Here is a 19,811-nt window from a genome sequence, read left to right on the forward strand (position 1 = left end):
TTAGGCCTTCTCGGCTGGCGCCTTGCGAGACTCTTCCTGTATCTGGGCTAACTGGTCCAGGCGCTCGATGATGGGCTGGAGTTTCTTGTCGCTGGCCGCGGCAATTTCCGCGACCTGGATTTTTGCGTCCCGGTCGATGTTTGCCAGCTCAATCTTCGTGTCGGCATCCTTGTTGATTTGAAAGGTGCGATTGATCAACTCGGACTGTGCATCGACCAACTGCTTGGATAAAATTTCGACCTGCTCGGCCGCTTGGCTCTGCGCCTGGTTAACCGCACCCTGCATGTCCTTTGACAAACCGCCCTGGCCAGCGGCTTGGGCTTCGGCCTCCAGCTTCGCAGCACGGGCGTTGATTTCTCGCACCTTTGAGCGGGCTTCCTCCAAGGCAGTCATCGCTACCTCGCGCTGCATCTGCAGGGCCTCGGCCTGCTGCTGCGCCTGCTGTTGGGCCTGTTGCTGCTCTTCCGGCGTCGGCTCCTTGTTGGGGTCGCGCTCGCCGGTCATCTTGCGCAACTGGTCGGCAATTTCGTCCTTGTTGGGCAGGTCCGAGAACTCCATGGCAATCGTCATGATGCGCAGCGACACCTCGGGCGGCAGGCGGGTCGCCATCTGGTTGAGGCTTTCAAACATGACTTGGCGCAGCGTTCCCGAATAGTCTTGCTCGGACACAGAGAAGTCGGCCATGCTGTTGGTAATGTCGTTTAGGTAGCGCGTGCTGCCGTCCGGCTGTACTTCTGGCTGATTGACACGCACCCATTCAATAGCGCCCTTGGCACCTGTCAGGCGTATCACCTTTTCTTCGGTGTAGAACTGCTCTGCCAAACTCAGGTTATTTTCACCCTGAATCTGAACGGCGAGGCGCAAGTTATCGAACGGCTCGGTGGTGACGACAGAGCCCTGCAACTGGCGCGCCTTGATTGCCTCGCCAGACACCGCATTGGTGGCGCGGCCCATGTTCTCCTGGGCCACGCCGGCAGACTTTTGGATCGCCTGGGCGTCCATTGTCATCATTTGAAGCTGTCCGGTCGCGGCGTCGGTGTCTCGCCGAATCACAAATTCTTTGCCAGGCTTCTTTATGACCACGCCGTCTGGGCGGTCCACCTCATCGCGCGCAACTTCCCAATCATCCACCGCGCCCTCGTCGGCAACGATCTGGTTGGTGTTCAACATGAACAACGCCTTGCTGGCACGCTTGTTCAAATCCTGCTGCACGTCCCGCACCCGACGAATGACGCCGTATGGCAAGCGGTCGCGGCTGCGACGGTAGCACCACAACGGTGTGAGGCTAAATCGGTTGTGACGGTAGACAGCAACGTCCTTAGCGATCAGGTCGCCCTCGGTCATGATGGCAACATGTACCCGCATGATCACCTTGTCGACTATGGATCCGCCAACCTGCTGCAGAGCGTTGTGCAGTGGCGTGTCGCCGTCGTGCACAACCGTGCCTTTGAGCGGGCCGCTTGTCACCACCTTGGAAACCGTCGGCATGCGGTACTGGGCTTCGATTAGCTTGACCTGGCGGCGCTTGGTGTTGATGGATACGCCGGTGCCAGATGCGTAAAGCTGCCCGGATTGACGCGACTGCAACGTATTTTGGTTCTGCCAATTTTCCTCTTCCCACGAAATATCACGGTTGTGGTTGGTCTTTTCGACGGCCATGCGTATCTGGTTGGCACGACCTGGATACATCGCAACCGCAATGTCCTCATCTACCCAGCGCCAACGGAACAGGAAGCGCGCATCTGAAAGGTCCATTTCATCCGCTGCGGAGTCATACAGCACCCGGCGCCAGTCCTCGTACTTATCGTAAAGCGCGTCCTTCGTTGGATCGTCACGGGCGCCGCTGTCGATCCAGCCTAGACCAGCCTTAACTGCATCGGAGAATGCCCGCGACCGGTTAAATGCGGAGCGGTTCACATCGGCCATGTACTTCAAGACTTTGGTCTTGATGTCGGCCGACTTCACATCGTCCTCAGTTCGGGGCAATACCTTCCAGTCCACACGTGCCCGCCGCTCAGTCCCAATGATCCAGTCGACCATGGGCGCAACCTCGTTGTACACAAGGGGCATCTGTCCACGGTCGCGCAGGTCTTGGGCGTCCTGCGGATCCCACTGCAGGTTGTCGTAGAAATCGGCGTCCATTGCCATTTCCATACGGTTCACGGATTGCTTCTCGCGCTCCATGAAGTACCAACTCAGCAGCTTTGTGTGAAGTTTGCGCGACTCTTCACCATCCAGGTCATCGGGGCCAGACTCGGCTTTATCCTGCCCCATTTGGGCGATGGTTTCCTCCTGTCGCCGGAAGTAGTCATCACCTGGCGCGCGACCACGCTGTGGCGTCACGTCATCAAACATATTCCTGGCCCTCGTCTTCTAGTCGGATGTTCTCCGATGCGAGCACCTTGCCAGCCTCTCGCATGGTCATCGTGCCAAAGTTCTGGTTCAAATATTTGGGGGGTGGGGATGCCGGCATGCGCACCAAGTCAGGGATGAAGTCGTTGACCAGAGCAATGATCTTGGTCTGGTTCATCGGTGAAGGCTCCAGGCCCAGCACCTCGCACGCCTTCTTGGATTTACTTGCGGCCTGCACGATGTTGGCTGGGTCATCGTCGCGCCAGAAGTGGGCCGCTGGCTCTTCGATCACGTACCAGGCCGCACCTTTGCGATACCGCGGAATTAGGAACAGGGCCCGCAGGTCGTTGATCCAGGACAGCACCACAGCTAGGTCGCCGCGGTAGTGGAAGGAATGCGCTTTGCGCAGGTCAAGTGAAACACCCATAGCCACCTCGAAAAGTTCGGGGCAACTTTCGCATGCTTGCCACGGGGGCGGATGGGTGGGGGATGGTGGCCGGTGCTGTCAACAATCCGGCATGGGTTGCCCCTGTACTATGCTAAGAGGAAGAACCGCGCATCAGCCTGCGCATTCACCATCACCCTCGTAAACTGTAGCACGCGGACGTAAAAAAGCCCGCGCAGGGCGGGCCCTCAGACCGGCGCGTCGGCTGCGGGCTGGTCCGCCTGAGTGAAGTCCACGTAATACGCCTCGCCTACTTTGAACGAGCCAATCAGCGCAGGGTTGGTGATCGTAATGTTGAAAGTGGCGCTGGGCGACCACTTGGCAAACGTGTTGTTTTCATCGCTGCCATCGGCAGGGTATTGGCTGGCGGCAACGGCAGAAAACGCGAGGTTTTCGCAGGTATCGCTATTGCGGACGATGGTTTGCAGTTTCAGTTTGGCGCGCATTTTTGGCATGGGGAACTCCGGTGCTTGAGGAAAGGAAGGCGCCCAGACTGCCATGCTTGTTACGGAATCCATGCTCCGGGCACGCCATAAATACTGTATATTTGCACAGTGAAATTCGACATGATGCGCGCCAGGATTGACGGTTGGGTGGTACCGAAGCACGGCACCGGCCTGCAGCGGGCCGTGCGCGGCCACATGATGCTCAAGGAGGAACGGGTTACAGATCTGAACCGGAATTGCCGGATTGCCGTGTTTGTGTGCGACGACGGCGAGCGCCTGCAACTGTTCGATGCCGTGTTGATGCACGCCAGCGCGGAGCGCCTGGTGCTGAGCGGCTTCGAGCGCAATGCCAAGGACATCAAGACCATTGACTATGCGCAAACCTGGGTGCTCAAGGAGTGTGAGCCCGAAGGGCCACGCGGGGACATGGGGCCGGCGTTCCCCATGTAGCGGTCACACCGCCATCGGCGATCCCCGACGCTTGAACCCCTTATCCCGGTTAAGGCCCGTGCCCGACCGCATATGGTCCTCGGCAACGACAGCCATCAGCCCGCCAGCATCGGCACCATGGCTGGCCCAGTCGTGCTCAGGGCCCAAGCCAATGTCACGCTCTTCGTCCCACTTCTCGTGATACCAGCCTAACGCCTCGACACCGGGCTCTGTCGGCGCTTCGTTGATCCACATCGAGGGGAAGATGCGCCGCAGCGCGTTGATGCGCGCCATTGCCGCGCCTTTGCCTTGGTTGGGCACTACCGTGACGGAATACCCCGCGGCCTCAAACGCCGACTGGTAACTGACGTTGTAAACCTTGTCATGCGTGGCCCCGTCATGCGGCAGGAAAATCTCGGTGTTGTGGGGCTCGTAGCCGTTCTCGCGCATCCAGGTGAGGTGATACCCCACTTCCTGGCCCACGGCCTCGTGATAGTTGAGCACGCGCACCTCGCGGCCAATGAACTGCGCTCCCCACATGGTGAAGGCGTCGGCATTCTGGCCGGTGCCGCCGATGTCGGCGAACAGCCGCAGCTTCATGTTCGGGTCGCGCGCCACGCGCCCAATGCGGCCCTCCTTCTTCGCCGCAGCCAGTTGCTTGGTGAAGTAGGCGCCCTTGACCGCAGTGGCATAGCCACCTTCCCACACGTGGTCGTAGCTGTCCGGGTCGTTTTCCAGCCACCGCACGCGCTGGCGCTCCAGGATGGCAGGAAACCACGGGTTGTCCCGCCAATTGCACTCAGTGACTTTGATGCGCGGGTCTTTGGTCTGGCGGAATCGCTTGTCCGTTGCGCTGCTCTTGCGCGCGGGGTTCCACGTCACCCACAACTCGCTGTCCTCCTGGCGCAGCGTGGGTATTACGATGTCCCAGGCTTTGTCAGTGATGGGCTCGGCCTCGTCAGCCCAGAGCAGCAGGATTTTGGCCTTAGACTTTATAGACTTGATCGTCTTCTTGTCCATGCCGCTGAACTTGTAGGCAATCCGCTTGCTCTTCGTGCGGATGTACTTCTCTCCAATCTCGAAGTGCGGCGCCAGCAGCTCCGGCTCGGACTCAATGGCCGCTTTAACCTCGGCCAGGCTGGAGTCGTCAATGGAGTTCAGGAACTCACGGCCGCAAACTATGACGCCCTCACGCCCGGCCTGGTCCCACATCAGGGCCCGAATCGCCGTCATCTTGGCGAAGGTCATCGTCTTGGCGGAGCCGCGACCACCCCATGCGCCGCGCACGTCGGCCTCGCCGGTGAATATGTCCACCAGCTTTTCGGGGATTCTGACTTGCGCTGTGGTCACTCTCTGGCCTTGGGCTTCACGCCAACCAGTTCAATCTTGGTGAAGACGGTAGGCACCTTCTGGCCGTTGTCCTTCTCGTACAGGCCCAGGTGCTTGAACAGCTTATCCATGGCCGCGTTCTTGTCCCAAAACTTGTACTCGATGCGCCCGTATTCATCAATCTTGAACGACGCAATGGAGCGGGCCGTGGCCTCGTCCAGCTCGTGGGGAAGCTTCACTCGGCCGTCCGCGTGAATGATGCCCCGGGGGTCCGAGAACGTGAGGCGCGCGGCCTCCTGGAGCAATGCGGCCTTGTCTATGACCAATGCCTTGACGACCAGCGCCCGCAATTCCGTGACCCTAGCCGCAATCTGGGCATTTCGCATCGCTGCGCTGGCCTTGTTGTGCACCGAGTCATCTTTCCACGCCTTCGCAGCCGGATAGGCTTGCCGGTAGGCGTCAGCTTGGCTCAGGCCAGACACGATGCCCTGTGCAAATTTCTCCTGCTGCGGGGTCAATTCTTTACCCAAAGCACGCCCCTTGCGCTATTGAATTTATAGCTACAGACGCTTTTTTGACGAGGGCTAGCACGGTCTATGCTCCAGCAAAGTCAAGGGATGGCTGGCGCAAGCGCTCCGCCTGCAGTGTCTTGTTGCGTACGTCGATGTCGATGCCGATCCACTGGCGGCCCAGCTGCTCGGCGACTTGCGCAGTCGTACCGCTGCCCATGAAGATGTCAAGTACTACGCCACCAGCCGGGGCGCCCGCCAGGATGCATGGCTCGATCAGAGCGCGCGGGAAGGTGGCGAAGTGGGCGCCCCTATAGCTTTCGGTGGGAATGGTCCAGACGCTGCGGCGATTGCGCTCTGTCGGCATGATGGCCATGGCCTCATCAAAGCTGGCGTTGTTCTTGACGCGGCCCCTGTTTCGTTGCTCAGCGTCGGTTCCATGGCCCCAGCCAACTCCGCGCAAACTTGGCCCAATCACTCCACTATCTGGTACGTTGCCCGGGTCCACTTGACGGCGGCCAACTGCTTTCATGTTCCCATTCGTCTTAGCTCCACCGTTGGCGCGCGAGCTACCGATTTGGTTTTGTACATCCTGCGCCAGTCGTGCATGGGTATTGGCGCTTACGGGCTCAAGGATTGCCCCCTGATCAAAGTAGTACTTTTCGGATCTCGAGAGCAGGAATATGTACTCATGCGCCTTAGTGCAGCGGTCGCGCACCGACTCGGGCATGGGGTTCGGCTTTTGCCAAACAATGTCCTGTCGCAGCCACCAGCCAGCGTCCTGCAGCGCGATCGCCAACCGCCAAGGCTGGCCAATAAGGTCTTTGTACTTGAACTCCGGGGTGTTGCCACCGGAGTAGCTGTCACCCATGTTGACCCACATGGTGCCGTCATCGGTCAGCACCTGCCGGCACAGGTCAAACACGCCGACCATGGTTTCCAGAAACTCGCGCAGAGTCGGCTCGCTGCCAATCTCGCAGGCCTTGTCCTGATGACCTGCCGGCAGGTAACTGCGCAGGCCCCAATACGGCGGGCTGGTTACGATCGTCTGCACCTTCACGCCATCGGCGATCATCTGGCGCAACACATCGCGCACGTCACCAAAGTGGCATTTGTTGACCCAGCTTTTCATGCCCGTATCTCCTTAATTTCAATGCCATGCACCGAGGCCATCAGGTGCCGCTTGATGCGGTACTCCGGGGTAACGGCGCCCTTCACGTCGGCCACCACCACGGGGCCGGTCTTGCTGCCCTCGTTCCATCGCATGTCCGCGACGTAGCGCAGGGGTGGCCGATTGCGGCCGGCGATCTTCACGGCTGGGGCCAGCACGTACACCACCTGGCGCTCCAGGTTGAAAATCTCCTTGGCCTTCACGCGGATCAACAGGTGGCACCAGAACCGGTGCTCTGCCTTGCTGTCGAACGTCTCGCCGTCGGCGCCCACAACCTTCTCATTGCGGTACTTCTGCGCCTTGCGTGCCTTGGGGTTGTTGCGGTAGTCCGCCAGCGACTGGGGTAAGCGGATGGGGATCATTCCTTCATCGCTTTCTCAATGACTGGCCCACCGGTGCCGTTGTCGAATTGCATGGCGACCAGTACCGCCTTGTGTGCTGATTCGCCCAGGTGCATCGCGGCCAGGGCGTAGTCACGGCCTGAACCCACCGCCCAAAACTTGTAGTAGGACCGCAGGAACGCACCGCCGGCATGGCGGTAGATGTCACCGGACTGGCGGTCCACCACCAAGAGGTGCGGGTCGTTGGTGTCCTTGACGAAGTTGACGTAGCCGCTGGAGATCAGGTCCTGGATGGTCGTTTCCTGCGTCAGCGTCATCAACCAGCGGGTGATCTGGCCGGACTCCCCTGCCCCGCCGATCATCAATTGCGGGTTGGTCCAAATCTTGTTGGGTGCGTATTCCTTGCAACCCCATGGGTCGGTGGCCAGCGTGTCCGCGACCATGGACTTGCCATCAAACGCAACTGTGGTCATGGCAACACCCCATTGCGCAGCCCATGCTCAATTTCAGACCAGCTCAGCGGCGTTTCGTCCCCGAACGGGGGCCGGACTCCGTATCGGATGCCGGTCCAAGTGGCAGGGGCCCTTTCGCTAGGTCGCGTAAGGCTGTCTCGCTGTGGCCCATCGCCACCCAGTCCGCCAGCACGGCGCGGCGCCTCTTCTGGCATTCCGACACCGCTATGGGCAGCGTGCCCAGGATCTTGATCAACCTCGCACCACAGTGCAGGCATGCCGGGTCGTACATCCGGTACCCGTTGAATTCCCTCGCTATGGCACAGCATGTGCAGCTCCTTTGTCGGCTAGTTTTGCCATCCACTTGTTGCGGTTGGGTGGTGTCGGGGTCGGCGCTGCGCGGACGCGCGCCTTGTACACGGCCCAGGTTTCGATCAGTTGATCCCATGGCGGTATGCCTTTGGTGGCGGCGAGCGCTTCGACGTTCGCCTTCGTGTCGGGGTCATTGGCCGGCGTCGGCGCAGGGCCGGCGTGCTCGGTTTCTACCCACTTCTTCCATCGGGCGAACGTGCGTTTTTCGGGCTTGGGCTTGAAGTGGCTCCAGAAGTTTTCCCAAACCGTTTCGGGGTCCAGGTCCGGGCGTGCATTCAGGACTTCCCTGAATTCATCTGAAATCGGGGGGGGTGGGTCTGAGTTATCCACAGCCTCGCCGGAGTCCGTGCCCTCCCCCCCTGGTTTATGGTTGATTGGTTGATTGGTTGATTGGTTAGTTGGAGCGCCGTGGTAGGCGCGTTGAACGGTCGTTTCAACGCTCGTTGAACGTCCGTTGATCGCATGTTGCTTTGCCGCTGCTCTTTTTGCTGCGGAGGCCTTCCCAGCCTGCGCTCTCTGCGAATTGTTGGCACGATATTTGTCTAGTTCCTCTTCGCAGCGCTCGTGCCACCAGCCCCCAGGCGTCTCGATGAAAAACTCGTTCAACGCTTGGTCAACGGCCGTTGCCTCGTCGTTGGAATGGGCGAGGACCTTGCGACGTATCCACGCTACGTCAAGCGGCAACGGCTTTTCAGTGTCGTAATACAGTTCGATCATGTCGCGGTACACGCTGCGCTCAATGCGCGTCAGGTGTCGCGTCGCACGGTCGAAGTCGCCGATGTGGTGTGGATAGTGCTTCACTGGAATAGTTCTTTCTGGCCCACTACAGGCACGCGCAGCAGCTTCGCCGTGCGCCCGCTGGCCGTCTTGCCACCGTCCAACTCTTCCAGCTGAGCCTTGGCGACCAATGAGTTGCAGCGGCCACACACGGCGCTTTCCTTCCAGCCTAGGCGCTGGGCTATCTGCTCGCGGGTTAGAGCACCTACGCCGGGCCTATGCATAAGCGCCATGACCTCCAATTCCTTTGGCTGCAGGTACTGACCGGGGCTGAAAGCGTGGAAGGTTTGCAGGGATGTATCGGCGACCTGTGTTTTCATGGCTTGGCCTTTTTGAATGCGTAGCGCAGGTACCGCGCGTTGCGGCCTTCGTCGCTGGAACAGTCGATAAGGCCTTGGGCCTTGAGGAAGCGCAGGCCCCAGTCCGCGGCGCGTTTGGTGCAGCCAATGCGCACCATGACCTCGCCAAAGGTGAAGTACCGGCCGGGGAAGGTCTGGAGCATCAAGTAGATGGCCTTTGCCGTGCCATCCTCACGCATGACGCCAGGCGGGCGGGGGTTGTAGCGGGGTATTTCGAGGTTGAGCCCTTGGGGCTTTGTGGCGAGCTGGTGGGCCATCCATGAAATGCTCATATCGTCCTCAGATCGTGCAGAAGTCATGGGCCTTGCGCTTTGCTTCCAAATACGATTGGTGCGCCTCCTCCGGGGTTTTAAAACCTCCTGTCCGCAGAATGCGACCATTGACCTTTACCTGTGACATGAAACGGCCGGTTGCTTTGACCTGGTAGACGCCCAGTAAACCCAATTTGTTGTTGCTCCTCGGAGCTCTGATGTTCTGGTTGTTTTGGCTCTTGTTGGCCAACCGCAAATTGCACAGCCGGTTGTCACTTCGGTTGCCGTTCACATGGTCCACTTCGCTCGCTGGCCATACTCCGCTTGCACAAAGCCAAGCCAGTCGATGAGCAAAATACTGTTTGCCATCAATGCTGATCTTCAAGTACCCATTTCCATTGGCGCTACCAGCGACGTGTCCGGTTTTCATCTTGCAGCGATTGACTCGCCAAGTGAACACGCCACACAGCGCGTCGTAATCCAACAGATCAATGACCCGTTCCCGCGATGGCTTTGTGTCATTCATTCCGACCTCCATCCGGTCGCATCGGATTGACGCCGGCCACGCGGCAAATGACACTTGCCTCATGCAATCGTCGCTTAGACCACTCAGAAAGAATTTCTCGTATGACTTCGGTACGTCCCCGCCCTGTAGCGGAGCAAACGCCATCCAGGACGGACACCTCGCTGGAAGGCACCTCTGCCCTCAGTTCGGTTAAGCCAGTCTTCCCGGATCGGCTTAACATCGTGCCGGTTTCGCCGTTGTTGTCGCTGTCACTCATAGGGGGTATTTCAGTGGTCGATTGGGCTTGGGGTCAATTCGCGCTGGTCGCCTGGGGCGCCGCGTGCTTGTTCTCTGCTGGTGCCCGTGCCAAGGCAATCCCCCTGAACGGTCGGACCGTTTGGGAAATCGCGCAGGCGGCGGTCATCGTTGTTTGCCTGTTTGGTCTACTTACCGAGTGCCGCGGTTGCAGCAACGGCACGACGACCGACGCGGCTTGCTTTGACGGGGGTGCGGGATGCTGACCCCTTGGCGCAGGCTCGGTCCTGCTTGTCAAACCACGCCAGGATGGGCTCGGCAATATCCAGCCGTGGCGACACCTTGCGCAGGTAGATCCGGGATATGGTGGCCTGCGCAACGCCGGTTTCCTTGGCAATGCGCGAGTGGGTACCAGCACTGGCATCCAGTCGGCGCAACAGGTATTGGGTGACAGTTTCTTTTTGCATAGCCGCAAGAATAACCGATTTCGGTTTGTTTAGAAAGCTATTTCGGTTTGTGTATCGTTCAACGGACTAAAAACCCGTATTCGGTTATTCAAATACCCGTGTTTTATTAACCGTTTATGGAATACTCAGCCGCCATGATGGAACTGAAAGACATACTCGCGATCAGGCTGCGCGCCCTCATGGACGCGCGCCCAGAGCTCGACACACAGACCAAGCTGCATAAGCGCACTGGCCTGTCTCAGTCCACCATTCAGCGCGTACTCACACGACAAGTGCACACCGGTCTGGATGTGCTGGAAGCGTTGGCCAAGGCCTTCAAGGTGGACCCGCTATCGCTGATTGCCCCCATCAAGGAAGGTGCCGATGCCGGCGCTGTGGCGCCCAGCACGGACGAAATGATTCTGTTGAAGGAATGGCGCAAGCTGACCGACGACGAGAAACATACCGTAGTTGGGTATATTGGTCTGGTGGTGGCACGCAAAGCCCCTACCCCCGCGGAAAATAATTCCCCAATTGGTCTGAATTCAGTTACAAATATTCCCGCCGCGATGGTCGCGGCAGTGCAGCGGGCGTCGTCACGCGCCCCAGCATCTGACCATGTGAAAACGCTAGGGAAGAAGAATGCAGAAAAGAAGGATCGGGGGACCGCCACTAGGGGCCGTAAGCAGTCTTAGTGTGGGCGTCGTTGGGCCAAATCCGCAACGTGTGGCTGCACTGAAACAGTGGCACATCGACCAGGCGATCAGCGAGGCAAAGCCTGTCGCCATCATCAATATCACGCTCACCGCGGACGGCGAGATATATAGCAAGGCCATCGGCCTTGAGCCAGAGCACGCAAAGGTGATGCTTCCTGCACTTGAGGAAGCCGCGCAGCAACTGCGCGAACAGGTGGGTGATCAAGAGCCCCAGGCATTCCCCCTTCGCAAACACACGCATGGCGGTCACGAACCTATGCGGCGTAAGCGTGAATTCATTCTCAAGCACGGCTGCGTTTGCCAAAATTGTGATGATCCTTTTGCGCCGGAGGAACTGTTCCTATTTGACTTCCGTTCCCCAGTGCCCGGAGCGCAGAAGCGCACTCTACTCTGTGGTCCTTGCCACCTGTCGGCGTCTGCCACACAGGCAATCATGCCCGCGGGCACAAGACTGCAACTCGTCTGACCTATCTGTGTCGTGGGTTGCTTTTTTGCGACCCTTAAAAAATTTCACACAAATATCCGTTTTCGGTTAATAATGAATCCATATTAGGAATTAACGAAAGGGGCTAGAGGATGGATGCTCAAATGTCAAACGAAGATGTAGCACGCTGGTTTCAAAGGGATGCGGAGTTCTGCTACTCCATGGTTAACAGGTACACACAAAACCGCGCCACAGAATTTATTGCAATAAGAACTCAGGAAGCTGCGGCTCGCAGTGCAGCGATGGCACGGCAAATTCAGGGCATCGAGGGGCTGGCATGCTGACCCCCCAATCCCTGCTGCCCATCCACCAAGAACTGGTCATCGACCTGTTTGCCGGCGGTGGTGGCGCCAGCACTGGCATCGAGCAGGCCATTGGTCGCTCGGTGGACATCGCCATAAAGGTAACACGGTGACGATCAAACACGTCGTTTCAGTGAGTGGTGGCAAGGACAGCCTTGCCACCCTGCTGATTGCCATCGCCCGTTTTGGCTTGGCCAACATCATCGCCATATTCTGTGACACCGGTAACGAGCACGAACTGACATACGAGTATCTGAGTTACTTGGAGCGGCGCCTGGGCCTAAGGATCGTCCGGTTAAAGGCTGACTTCACTGAACAGATCGCGCGTAAACGCGTGTTTGTGGCCTGCGACCAGCGCACTCGCCGTGAATATGAGACTGTTCCTGTGTTCGAGGCTGATGGAGTTACCCCGGTACCGAAGCGAGACGGCCGCGGCCAAATCGTGGTCAATAAAAAGGGCAAGCCCATACAGAAGACTGTCAAAGTTGGAGGTGGCCGCAAGGTTCGCTGGTCAAACAAGGCCAAGCGCCGCGCGCTATCGGTGCTGTACCCAAGCGGCAATATCTTTTTGGACCTTTGCTTGTGGAAGGGCAGATTCCCCAGCCGCAAGGCCCAGTTTTGTACCGAGGAACTGAAACGCAACATGGCCGTCGAGTTCCAAATGGAGCTGATGGACCAAGGCCATACCGTTGTGAGCTGGCAGGGTGTTCGCCGCGACGAGTCGCACAACCGGCGTGATGCTCTGAAATTCGAGCGAGTTGCGCCGAAGCTGTACATCTACCGGCCCATCGTTGAATGGACCGCCATGGAGGCGATTGCTTTTGCGACCCTGAACGAGATTCTTGCCAACCCGCTTTATTCCATGGGCATGGGCCGGGTTGGGTGTTTCCCCTGCATCAATGCCGGTAAAGACGAACTGCGCGAAATGGCAGCACGCTTCCCACCCCATATGCATCGCATCGGAGACTGGGAACTACTGGTGGGTATGGCTAGCAAGCGAGGGTTTAGCACCTTCTTTGCCGAAAGTAACAAAGCCAAGGACCGCCGAGAGATATTCGCCGAGCTGAACATCTGGAGCCGGATCGAATGGGCCAAAACCACTCGTGGCGGCAAGCAGTACAGCCTATTGAATGACTTGGAAGATGTTGATGCCTGCTCATCTTCATATGCCCTTTGTGAGTGAGAAATCAATGACATATCGATACAAAACCATCAAACTAAACGGCAAAACCAAGCTCCTGCATCGGCACATTGCTGAGCAAAAGCTTGGGCGCCCTCTCACTGCGAGTGAGCATGTCCACCACGATAATGAGCAGCGACTCGACAACCGGCCGGGCAACCTTGAAGTGCTGTCAGCAGATGCGCACCGTCAGCACCACGCAGACGAGCGCCTGGTCTACCCGCGCAGCAAGGAATGCGAGGTGTGCAAAACCACCTTCACGCCCCACGCAACCAAGCGCAAGCGGCAAAAGACTTGCTCAAAAGACTGTGCTGACAAGCTCCGCGGCATCACTGAGCAGGCCACGAAGTCGCAACGCCCACCCATGGCCCGCGCCTATGTCGCGGCCAATTACCACGAATCCCAACGCCAACAGGAAGCAGCATGACAAATCCCAACACCACCACCATGAACACCCGTGACCTGGAGCGCGCCGCCGTCGCCATGGTCCGCGGTGGCCACCAGTTCAAGGTTACCAACGGTATCGTGATCGCCGATGAACCGGTGACACCCGGCGATCAGAGCGCATTTCAACCCAAAGAACTGCGCACCCTGCACGCAGTCCGTCGGTATCTGGAGGTGCGGGCGTGACCTACCCAGTCGCCCATCTACCCGGGCCCTGGCTTCACATCGGCCAGGGTGACATCATCTGCGGCCAGGCGCCCGACACCCACGACGTGGCGACCGTGTACCTGCGCGAAGACGGGACCATGGAAGGGAACGCGGCGCTTATCACCGCAGCGCCCGACCTGCTGGAAGCTTTGAAGGACTTGCTGATGGACTACGGGTCGATCAGCCCTGACTTCAGATTGATGGACAAGGCCCGCGCCGCCATCACCAAAGCCACGACCATCAATAACCGTTAACGGATATTTAGGAGGATTTATGCCCAAAGACACAAGCCCGACCCAGCCCACGGCACCGGTCCAGGACTGGCAACTTCAAGAGGACCTGCGGCCATACGACTGGCAGGACAAGCTGGTAATCGGCGGCTGTTTGCTCAGTTGCGTGGTGTGCGCCTTCCTGCTGTGGTTGCCGGTATGAAAGCCGGTGAAGTCGAGCAGTGGCTGCGGACCGCGGCCGTGCGCGTGGTGCTGCTGGTAGTCGCTGCGTTCTGCCTGGGCTACCTGTCATGAGTTTGCGCGGCGCCTGGCTGGTTGTGGTCGCTGTGCTTCTGCTTTGGCCCTTCTGGGCCTGGTACGAACTGCGCAAAGCGCGCCGGGCGCTGCGTCGTCACTTCTGCAAGGTGGTGGTGTGGGCAAGGGCATGAAGCTGCGCGAAGTGCCGGTGGGCCAGCGCTTCATGCTGATGCGAACCAGACAGGTATTCGTGCGGGTTGAGGGCTACCACCAGCCGTGCCTAGCGACAAAGTATTTCGGCCACCCGCTGGTGATGCGGGAGTCGGACAACAAGTTAACGAGCCTTCACCACTCTTGTTTGGTGAAACCAATTTTTAGGTACAGGGAACCGACACCATGAGCGCAAATTCAGCTATCGAGTGGACCGACCACACATTTAACCCCTGGTGGGGATGCCAGAAGGTCGGCCCTGGCTGCGACCACTGCTATGCCGAAAACCTGGACAAGCGCACCGGTGGTCAGCACTGGGGGCCAGGCGCCGAGCGCCGCCGCACCAGCGTCAAAAACTGGGGCGACCCGGAGCGCTGGAACAAGCAGGAATTCTGGGTATGCGAAGAGTGTGGGCAGCGCGGAACCGACAAGGATCTGGCAAAAACCAAAGGCCAGCCCTGCCACCACGAAATGACGGCACCAGTCCGCCAGCGCGTGTTTTGCGCCAGCATGGCCGATGTGTTCGACAACGCGGTTGATCCGCAGTGGCGCATGGATCTTTTCAGTCTGATCGCGGAAACCCCAAACCTCGATTGGCTGATCCTGACCAAGCGCATTGGCAATGCCAAAGGAATGATCCAACAAGCCCTTGGCGACATTACGCGCATACCACTGCCGGTGAACCCCTGGCCATGGCCCAACGTGTGGATCGGGGCCACCATCGTCAACCAAGAGGAAGCCGACCGCGACATCCCTAAGCTGCTGGCCGTGCCTGCCGCCAAACGCTTCCTGAGCATGGAGCCGCTGCTGGGTCCGGTGGACCTGCGCTACATCGACATAAACGGCGACTGCGAGATATACCCCCTAAAGGGGACTACCGATTGTGTAGACGGCGATTTTGAACCCGCACCCGACCTCCCGGCACTCGACTGGGTGATTGCCGGCGGCGAGAGCGGCTCAGGCGCCCGGCCTATGAGCCCGCGATGGGCTAGAGACCTGCGCGACCAATGTCAGGATGCAGGAGTTCCCTTCCTGTTCAAACAGTGGGGTGACTGGATACCAATGCTCGGTCAAGTGGAGGGCGTCCCAGTACGAGAGAAAGTGACGACGCCAGACGGCTGGGTAATGGGTCACGCCGGCAAGAAAGCCGCCGGCCGCATGCTGGACGGCCGCACTTGGGACGGGTACCCATCATGAGCGACCGTTCAACCGCACCCGAGGTGCGCAATCCTGTCCTTGCGGTACCTGGCGCGGAAGCGCTGCGCAACCTGGCGCCGGAGTCCAAGGCCGCATTGCGCGCGGTGCTGCTGGGCATGCGTGCCGACGCCCAGGCCAAAGCAGAGAAGTGCTGGCGCACACACAAGGCGCCCATGGCCCTGTACTGGAAGGTGTTGGCCGTGTACACCGGCCACATTGCCCGCCTGTTGCGCCCGGAGGCATCATGAACTGCAATTGCATGACGAGGTGCCGCATGTCCCTGGTGGTCGAGATCGGCGGACGCGAGTACCCATCGGCTACCCACTTTCCAGACTGCAGCCTTTACAAGCCGGAGGAGTTCACCGTTCTTGAGCATGACGGTACGCGCTGCATCATGGAGCCGCACGAAGCCGCCGCAATCGTTGCCGAGTCACCGGGTGAATACACCATCAGCCCCGTGATGCTGACCCGCGACCAGTTCGACGCAATGCCAGAGTTTAAGGGGTTCTGATCATGAGCAACCCCTGCATCATTCTCGAAATCAGCGGCATCGACGGGTGGTCTGGCACCTTCCCGGGAGGCAAGCGCATACCGGAGGACAACCGGTCCACTACGGTGCAGCCCAGCCGAGAAATCGCGGAAGAAGAAGCCAAGCGTCTGGCGAGCCAGTGGCCTGGCAAGCACTTCGCCGTTTTTGAGGCGGCAGTGCTGGCCAAGTCAGTGGAGGTCCCGTCCCATGTAACGGTGTCCGGGAAGGTCTGGGCCACTCGCCGCCAGGCCGTGCTGATGGCTATTGACGACGACGAATGCCCATTTTGATCAACACAACACAGGAGTTCCAACCATGAAATACACCTACGCAATCCTCGCCGCCCTGGCGGTATTCATCGCCATAGCCTATTTCCGCAATCGGAAGGCCAAGGGCCACGACATCGAGGTGCCGCCGCCCCACGAACTGCGCAAGGACCTGCTGTATGGCTACTACGCCTGTGAGACAGGCCAGGTGGCCGAGGTTATCGGCCACACCAACCTGCATTGGGAGGCTCAGTTTCACGGTGTTGCTCAGGCGGCTGACGACATCCTGGCAATGGCCCGGCCCACGGTGCTGGACGTGATGCCGCAACTGTTCGAGAAGATCGCCGACCACGGGCGCAACTTTGCACTGAGGGGCGACCGTGAGGCCTTGCTGGTCAGCCTGTTTGACTACCTGCGGCTGCGGGGCGCCCTGCCCTTCGTGGAGGTGCTGGTGCCACTGGACGAACCCAACACCAATGCATTCTCCATCGAGCACCTGGACGAGGCTTGCAGGACGCTGCGCCAAGTGACAGCGCGTTACCAGGAAATTGCCGGCGTGAAACTGGGTTGCATCTACGCGGCCAAGCCGGAGCCCTTCATCTGCATTGGGCAATTCGACTGGGTGGGTGTCGATGACTACGACGTGAAGAGCAGCATCCTGCACGGGTCGTATCAGGCACTGCTGCACGCGAAGCGGCCGGATGCGCGGACCATCCTGCTGCCAGGTGGTGCGTTCGGGCAGGACCCCACTCCGTTCATGAACTTCGCCCACTCCAATCATGAGGTGGCCGCCGTGGTGCCGTTCTGCTGGTTCGGGCCACGGGAGCCCGCCGACAAGTGGGTGGGAATTGGCGCCGGGCCGCTGCGGGGTGCGTATGAAGCGGCCGGGCGTTCGGTGATTGGGGGTGCGTGATGTCACAGGAACTTAAACAGGCTTTGCAGGACAACACACTGACCACGGAACAGCGCGCCACCCTGTACACCATTGTGGAGGCCCACCAAAATCTGGAGACGGCCCCCAAGGGGGCGTGCGCCTGCCGCTTCGATGGGGATGTGAACACGGAGCAGTGCAAGCTGCACGGCGCGTGGGCCGATACGCTACACGAACAGGCTGAATACCGCCGCGAGCGCGATGCGGCGCAAACGCGTGTGGCTGAGTTGGAAAAACAGGCGATCTGCCCGGGTGTCATGCGCTGCGCCAAGTGTAAATTTCAGCTTATCCGTACAAACCTCTACGTTGCCTCCGGAACCGTGGGCGCGGGCAACAACGAGACAGAACCATGCCCCAATGGGTGCGGACCACTGTGGCCTGTCACTTGGAAGGAATACGGCGAGCAACACTGCGAGGCCGCGGAGCGCTTCTTTGATGAATTACAGGCGGCGAAGGCCGAGCGCGATGCCGCCTGGAAGCCGGGCCCCATGGAAGTGCAGCCTGTGTCTGAGGGCGTGATGTTTGCCCAGGCCATCCACTACCCCGAGTGCTGGGACACCGCGGCATACCCCACACTGGCATCGGCGCTCACCGAGGTCTATGCATGGGGCAATTGCAGCGTGCATGCTGAGCCATTCCAGAGCCGCGTTGCCCCCTGGATGCTTGAGTGTTTTGGCGAAATGATCGCAGGCAACAAGGAAGAACGGAATCACCGATTCCTTGAAGAAGCCTTGGAGCTGGTGCAGGCGTGCGGCTGCTCTCAAAGCGAGGCGCACCAACTGGTTGACTACGTGTTTGGCCGCCCTATTGGGGAGCCTTCGCAAGAGGTCGGCGGTGTGATGGTTACGTTGGCAGCACTGTGCCTTGCCAACGAGCTGAATATGCACACTGCGGCCGAAACCGAGCTGGCGCGCATCTGGACGAAAGTGGAGGCCATTCGTGCCAAACAGGCCGCGAAGCCCAAGCATTCACCACTACCGATGAAGCAGCCAAGCCAAGCGCTGGAGCTGAGCGAAGAACAGGCTCTAGCGGCTTTCCCGCACCTTTATTCGATGGCGTTCGGCATTCTTCCAGACTGGCAAAAACGGGATTTGCTTGACGGGATCAAGGCTGCATTTATCGCAGCCATCAATGCAAAGGTCGCCAAATGAGCCGCCGTTACGGACGCAACCAGCGCCGCAGGGCGCGCGAGGCACTGGAGGTAAGCACCACCCACAACGTGATGTTGCGAGAGGTGGTTAAGGGCCAGCAGGACACTTTGTCGTCGCAGCGCACTGAGATTGCGGAGCTGCGCGACGTGCTGACGCGAGCGAAGGAGCTGGCCGGCCATATGTCGATCCTGTTTCCAGCCACGGAAACCATAGAAATGCACTGTAAGAGCACCGACAACCAACCGGTGACGACCTGGGCGGATCCAAACCCAACGCCGTACATGGTCGTGTCGGCGCTTGATACCGCGCAGCCTCCGCGCCTCTACCTCGTGCAACTCGAAACCTTGATGACACGGATTGACCGCGACCCCTTTTCGCGTGCCATGCATGCCCATGTGAAATTCGCCGACGGTGTGTGGAAGTACGGCATCAGCAAAGACGGTTGGGACGTGATGAATCAGCGGCAGCGCGAGCTGTATTTGCGGCGAGAACTGCCCAAGCTATTCGTCCAGCACATCGCCCGGCACGACCTGGGCGGATCGCTTCGTTAATTTATTTGCGCACAACTACCCGAATACGGTTTACATGCTATCCGTTTTCGGGTATTCTTTGCACAGGTCAGAAATTAATTAGGAGGTCAGCGTGGCAAATCCAGTTATTCAAATCGAAGTGCGCAGCGTGTACGGCGTGATCCAGTCCTACCCCGCCAACGAACCAGCCCGTGTGCTGGCTCAGATCGCCGGCACCAAAACCCTCAAGCGTGAAACCCTCGACCTGGCAAAGCGCCTGGGTCTGACGGTTGAACAGTTGCCACAGGATGTGTTTTGCGCGGTGGCAGCATGATCGCCCGGCTGTCTGTGTTCGTCCCTTTGAAGTGCGGCGTCACCGCGATGCACACCTTCACAGTGGAGGCAAACCAGCCCCTGGAGTGGTTCAAGGCCAACGCTGACGAACTGGCCAGCAAGTGCGTGAAGGGTGCCCCGTACATCGCGCTGAACGTGGAGGCTGTATGAAGGTCTTCACCATCAACGGCCTGGCTATCCCGCAGATTCGCCGGGAAGCGTGCTACCGGCTGGTTCAGTTTGGCAAGGGCCAGCCCATCACTTGCCAGTGCAGCGCTTGCGCTGCGCGCAACCAAACCCCAGAGCAGGCCCAGCAGTCTGTCGCAATGGCAATAGACACCGCTATGCACCAGTGCAAGCGCGTTGATAGCTATCAAAAGCGTAGCGATGCGCGGGCCCTGCGCCTGCAAATTGAGGCCAACCCCCGGCAGGCTGGCTATTTCTAA

Annotated in this window: 32 protein-coding genes; 19 read left to right on the forward strand and 13 right to left on the reverse strand. The window is 59.3% G+C overall.

All coding sequences use genetic code 11. The features are described 5' to 3' along the window. The 3 genes from AC097P_RS18010 to AC097P_RS18020 all read right to left on the reverse strand — a co-directional run bounded on the left by AC097P_RS18010 (nucleotide 1) and on the right by AC097P_RS18020 (nucleotide 3,252). Nucleotides 1–2,355 carry a portal protein gene (locus tag AC097P_RS18010; RefSeq protein WP_479611809.1) on the reverse strand — a complete coding sequence of 785 codons (2,355 nt, stop codon included), beginning with the start codon at nucleotides 2,353–2,355 and terminating at the stop codon, nucleotides 1–3. After that, complete coding sequence (locus AC097P_RS18015; protein ID WP_479611810.1) at nucleotides 2,348–2,779, reverse strand: hypothetical protein; 432 nt, start codon at nucleotides 2,777–2,779, stop codon at nucleotides 2,348–2,350. Before AC097P_RS18015 ends, AC097P_RS18010 begins: the two co-directional genes overlap by 8 nt. A 206-nt stretch (nucleotides 2,780–2,985) precedes the next feature. After that, nucleotides 2,986–3,252, reverse strand: coding sequence for a hypothetical protein (locus AC097P_RS18020; protein WP_479611811.1), 267 nt, complete (start codon nucleotides 3,250–3,252; stop codon nucleotides 2,986–2,988). Nucleotides 3,253–3,351: 99 nt separating this feature from the next. On the opposite strand from AC097P_RS18020, the gene AC097P_RS18025 reads away from it, so the two are divergent. Continuing rightward, nucleotides 3,352–3,693: a hypothetical protein gene (locus AC097P_RS18025; protein ID WP_479611812.1), complete on the forward strand. Its 342-nt coding sequence runs from the start codon at nucleotides 3,352–3,354 to the stop codon at nucleotides 3,691–3,693. 3 nt (nucleotides 3,694–3,696) lie between these two features. Here AC097P_RS18025 and AC097P_RS18030 read toward each other — a convergent pair whose 3' ends face one another. The 10 genes from AC097P_RS18030 to AC097P_RS18075 form a co-directional block, all read right to left on the reverse strand. Then, nucleotides 3,697–5,022: a phage terminase large subunit gene (locus AC097P_RS18030; protein WP_479611813.1), complete on the reverse strand. Its 1,326-nt coding sequence runs from the start codon at nucleotides 5,020–5,022 to the stop codon at nucleotides 3,697–3,699. Beyond that, the gene (locus tag AC097P_RS18035) at nucleotides 5,019–5,531 is read right to left on the reverse strand and encodes a terminase small subunit (protein WP_479611814.1); all 513 of its coding nucleotides are present in this window, start codon (nucleotides 5,529–5,531) and stop codon (nucleotides 5,019–5,021) included. The genes AC097P_RS18030 and AC097P_RS18035 overlap by 4 nt, the downstream gene beginning before the upstream one ends. 64 nt (nucleotides 5,532–5,595) lie before the next feature. Further along, nucleotides 5,596–6,642, reverse strand: coding sequence for a DNA-methyltransferase (locus AC097P_RS18040; RefSeq protein ID WP_479611815.1), 1,047 nt, complete (start codon nucleotides 6,640–6,642; stop codon nucleotides 5,596–5,598). Beyond that, on the reverse strand, nucleotides 6,639–7,043 hold the full coding sequence (locus AC097P_RS18045; protein ID WP_479611816.1) for a DUF1064 domain-containing protein: 405 nt from the start codon (nucleotides 7,041–7,043) through the stop codon (nucleotides 6,639–6,641). The genes AC097P_RS18040 and AC097P_RS18045 overlap by 4 nt, the downstream gene beginning before the upstream one ends. Continuing rightward, nucleotides 7,040–7,495 carry a hypothetical protein gene (locus AC097P_RS18050; protein ID WP_479611817.1) on the reverse strand — a complete coding sequence of 152 codons (456 nt, stop codon included), beginning with the start codon at nucleotides 7,493–7,495 and terminating at the stop codon, nucleotides 7,040–7,042. The genes AC097P_RS18045 and AC097P_RS18050 overlap by 4 nt, the downstream gene beginning before the upstream one ends. A gap of 294 nt (nucleotides 7,496–7,789) precedes the next feature. Beyond that, entirely contained in the window at nucleotides 7,790–8,647 is an 858-nt protein-coding gene (locus tag AC097P_RS18055) for a YdaU family protein (RefSeq protein WP_479611818.1), read from the reverse strand. After that, nucleotides 8,644–8,943, reverse strand: coding sequence for a hypothetical protein (locus AC097P_RS18060; protein WP_479611819.1), 300 nt, complete (start codon nucleotides 8,941–8,943; stop codon nucleotides 8,644–8,646). Before AC097P_RS18060 ends, AC097P_RS18055 begins: the two co-directional genes overlap by 4 nt. Next, the gene (locus AC097P_RS18065) at nucleotides 8,940–9,254 is read right to left on the reverse strand and encodes a hypothetical protein (RefSeq protein ID WP_479611820.1); all 315 of its coding nucleotides are present in this window, start codon (nucleotides 9,252–9,254) and stop codon (nucleotides 8,940–8,942) included. The genes AC097P_RS18060 and AC097P_RS18065 overlap by 4 nt, the downstream gene beginning before the upstream one ends. 7 nt (nucleotides 9,255–9,261) lie before the next feature. Further along, the gene (locus AC097P_RS18070) at nucleotides 9,262–9,759 is read right to left on the reverse strand and encodes an HNH endonuclease (protein ID WP_479611821.1); all 498 of its coding nucleotides are present in this window, start codon (nucleotides 9,757–9,759) and stop codon (nucleotides 9,262–9,264) included. Between the two features lie 422 nt (nucleotides 9,760–10,181). After that, entirely contained in the window at nucleotides 10,182–10,460 is a 279-nt protein-coding gene (locus AC097P_RS18075) for a hypothetical protein (RefSeq protein WP_479611822.1), read from the reverse strand. 116 nt (nucleotides 10,461–10,576) lie between these two features. Between AC097P_RS18075 and AC097P_RS18080 the strand changes: the two genes are divergently transcribed. From AC097P_RS18080 to AC097P_RS18165, 18 genes are all read left to right on the forward strand, one after another. Continuing rightward, complete coding sequence (locus tag AC097P_RS18080) at nucleotides 10,577–11,134, forward strand: helix-turn-helix domain-containing protein (RefSeq protein WP_479611823.1); 558 nt, start codon at nucleotides 10,577–10,579, stop codon at nucleotides 11,132–11,134. A 31-nt stretch (nucleotides 11,135–11,165) separates the two neighbouring features. Next, nucleotides 11,166–11,621: a hypothetical protein gene (locus AC097P_RS18085; protein ID WP_479611824.1), complete on the forward strand. Its 456-nt coding sequence runs from the start codon at nucleotides 11,166–11,168 to the stop codon at nucleotides 11,619–11,621. A 295-nt stretch (nucleotides 11,622–11,916) separates the two neighbouring features. Further along, nucleotides 11,917–12,054: a hypothetical protein gene (locus AC097P_RS18090; protein WP_479612098.1), complete on the forward strand. Its 138-nt coding sequence runs from the start codon at nucleotides 11,917–11,919 to the stop codon at nucleotides 12,052–12,054. Next, complete coding sequence (locus AC097P_RS18095; RefSeq protein WP_479611825.1) at nucleotides 12,051–13,124, forward strand: phosphoadenosine phosphosulfate reductase domain-containing protein; 1,074 nt, start codon at nucleotides 12,051–12,053, stop codon at nucleotides 13,122–13,124. The genes AC097P_RS18090 and AC097P_RS18095 overlap by 4 nt, the downstream gene beginning before the upstream one ends. Next, a complete protein-coding gene (locus AC097P_RS18100; protein WP_479611826.1) occupies nucleotides 13,084–13,548 on the forward strand; it encodes an HNH endonuclease in 465 nt (154 codons plus the stop codon). The genes AC097P_RS18095 and AC097P_RS18100 overlap by 41 nt, the downstream gene beginning before the upstream one ends. Further along, nucleotides 13,545–13,751 carry a hypothetical protein gene (locus AC097P_RS18105; RefSeq protein ID WP_479611827.1) on the forward strand — a complete coding sequence of 69 codons (207 nt, stop codon included), beginning with the start codon at nucleotides 13,545–13,547 and terminating at the stop codon, nucleotides 13,749–13,751. The genes AC097P_RS18100 and AC097P_RS18105 overlap by 4 nt, the downstream gene beginning before the upstream one ends. After that, nucleotides 13,748–14,026: a hypothetical protein gene (locus AC097P_RS18110; protein ID WP_479611828.1), complete on the forward strand. Its 279-nt coding sequence runs from the start codon at nucleotides 13,748–13,750 to the stop codon at nucleotides 14,024–14,026. The genes AC097P_RS18105 and AC097P_RS18110 overlap by 4 nt, the downstream gene beginning before the upstream one ends. Nucleotides 14,027–14,045: 19 nt before the next feature. After that, nucleotides 14,046–14,204, forward strand: coding sequence for a hypothetical protein (locus AC097P_RS18115; protein WP_479611829.1), 159 nt, complete (start codon nucleotides 14,046–14,048; stop codon nucleotides 14,202–14,204). 431 nt (nucleotides 14,205–14,635) lie between these two features. Next, entirely contained in the window at nucleotides 14,636–15,646 is a 1,011-nt protein-coding gene (locus AC097P_RS18120) for a phage Gp37/Gp68 family protein (RefSeq protein WP_479611830.1), read from the forward strand. Continuing rightward, nucleotides 15,643–15,894 (forward strand): hypothetical protein, encoded by a 252-nt coding sequence (locus AC097P_RS18125; protein ID WP_479611831.1) that lies wholly within the window; start codon nucleotides 15,643–15,645, stop codon nucleotides 15,892–15,894. The genes AC097P_RS18120 and AC097P_RS18125 overlap by 4 nt, the downstream gene beginning before the upstream one ends. Continuing rightward, nucleotides 15,891–16,157 (forward strand): hypothetical protein, encoded by a 267-nt coding sequence (locus tag AC097P_RS18130; RefSeq protein WP_479611832.1) that lies wholly within the window; start codon nucleotides 15,891–15,893, stop codon nucleotides 16,155–16,157. The genes AC097P_RS18125 and AC097P_RS18130 overlap by 4 nt, the downstream gene beginning before the upstream one ends. 2 nt (nucleotides 16,158–16,159) lie before the next feature. Beyond that, complete coding sequence (locus AC097P_RS18135; protein ID WP_479611833.1) at nucleotides 16,160–16,465, forward strand: hypothetical protein; 306 nt, start codon at nucleotides 16,160–16,162, stop codon at nucleotides 16,463–16,465. A gap of 25 nt (nucleotides 16,466–16,490) precedes the next feature. Further along, nucleotides 16,491–17,354 carry a hypothetical protein gene (locus tag AC097P_RS18140; RefSeq protein WP_479611834.1) on the forward strand — a complete coding sequence of 288 codons (864 nt, stop codon included), beginning with the start codon at nucleotides 16,491–16,493 and terminating at the stop codon, nucleotides 17,352–17,354. After that, nucleotides 17,354–18,523, forward strand: a complete 1,170-nt coding sequence (locus AC097P_RS18145) for a hypothetical protein (protein WP_479611835.1) — start codon at nucleotides 17,354–17,356, stop codon at nucleotides 18,521–18,523. The genes AC097P_RS18140 and AC097P_RS18145 overlap by 1 nt, the downstream gene beginning before the upstream one ends. Next, nucleotides 18,520–19,074 carry a hypothetical protein gene (locus AC097P_RS18150; protein WP_479611836.1) on the forward strand — a complete coding sequence of 185 codons (555 nt, stop codon included), beginning with the start codon at nucleotides 18,520–18,522 and terminating at the stop codon, nucleotides 19,072–19,074. The genes AC097P_RS18145 and AC097P_RS18150 overlap by 4 nt, the downstream gene beginning before the upstream one ends. A 91-nt stretch (nucleotides 19,075–19,165) precedes the next feature. Continuing rightward, complete coding sequence (locus AC097P_RS18155) at nucleotides 19,166–19,366, forward strand: hypothetical protein (protein ID WP_479611837.1); 201 nt, start codon at nucleotides 19,166–19,168, stop codon at nucleotides 19,364–19,366. Then, on the forward strand, nucleotides 19,363–19,536 hold the full coding sequence (locus tag AC097P_RS18160) for a hypothetical protein (protein ID WP_479611838.1): 174 nt from the start codon (nucleotides 19,363–19,365) through the stop codon (nucleotides 19,534–19,536). The genes AC097P_RS18155 and AC097P_RS18160 overlap by 4 nt, the downstream gene beginning before the upstream one ends. Beyond that, nucleotides 19,533–19,811 carry a hypothetical protein gene (locus AC097P_RS18165; RefSeq protein ID WP_479611839.1) on the forward strand — a complete coding sequence of 93 codons (279 nt, stop codon included), beginning with the start codon at nucleotides 19,533–19,535 and terminating at the stop codon, nucleotides 19,809–19,811. The genes AC097P_RS18160 and AC097P_RS18165 overlap by 4 nt, the downstream gene beginning before the upstream one ends.

Source organism: Rhodoferax sp. ZS1R8 (assembly GCF_056521325.1).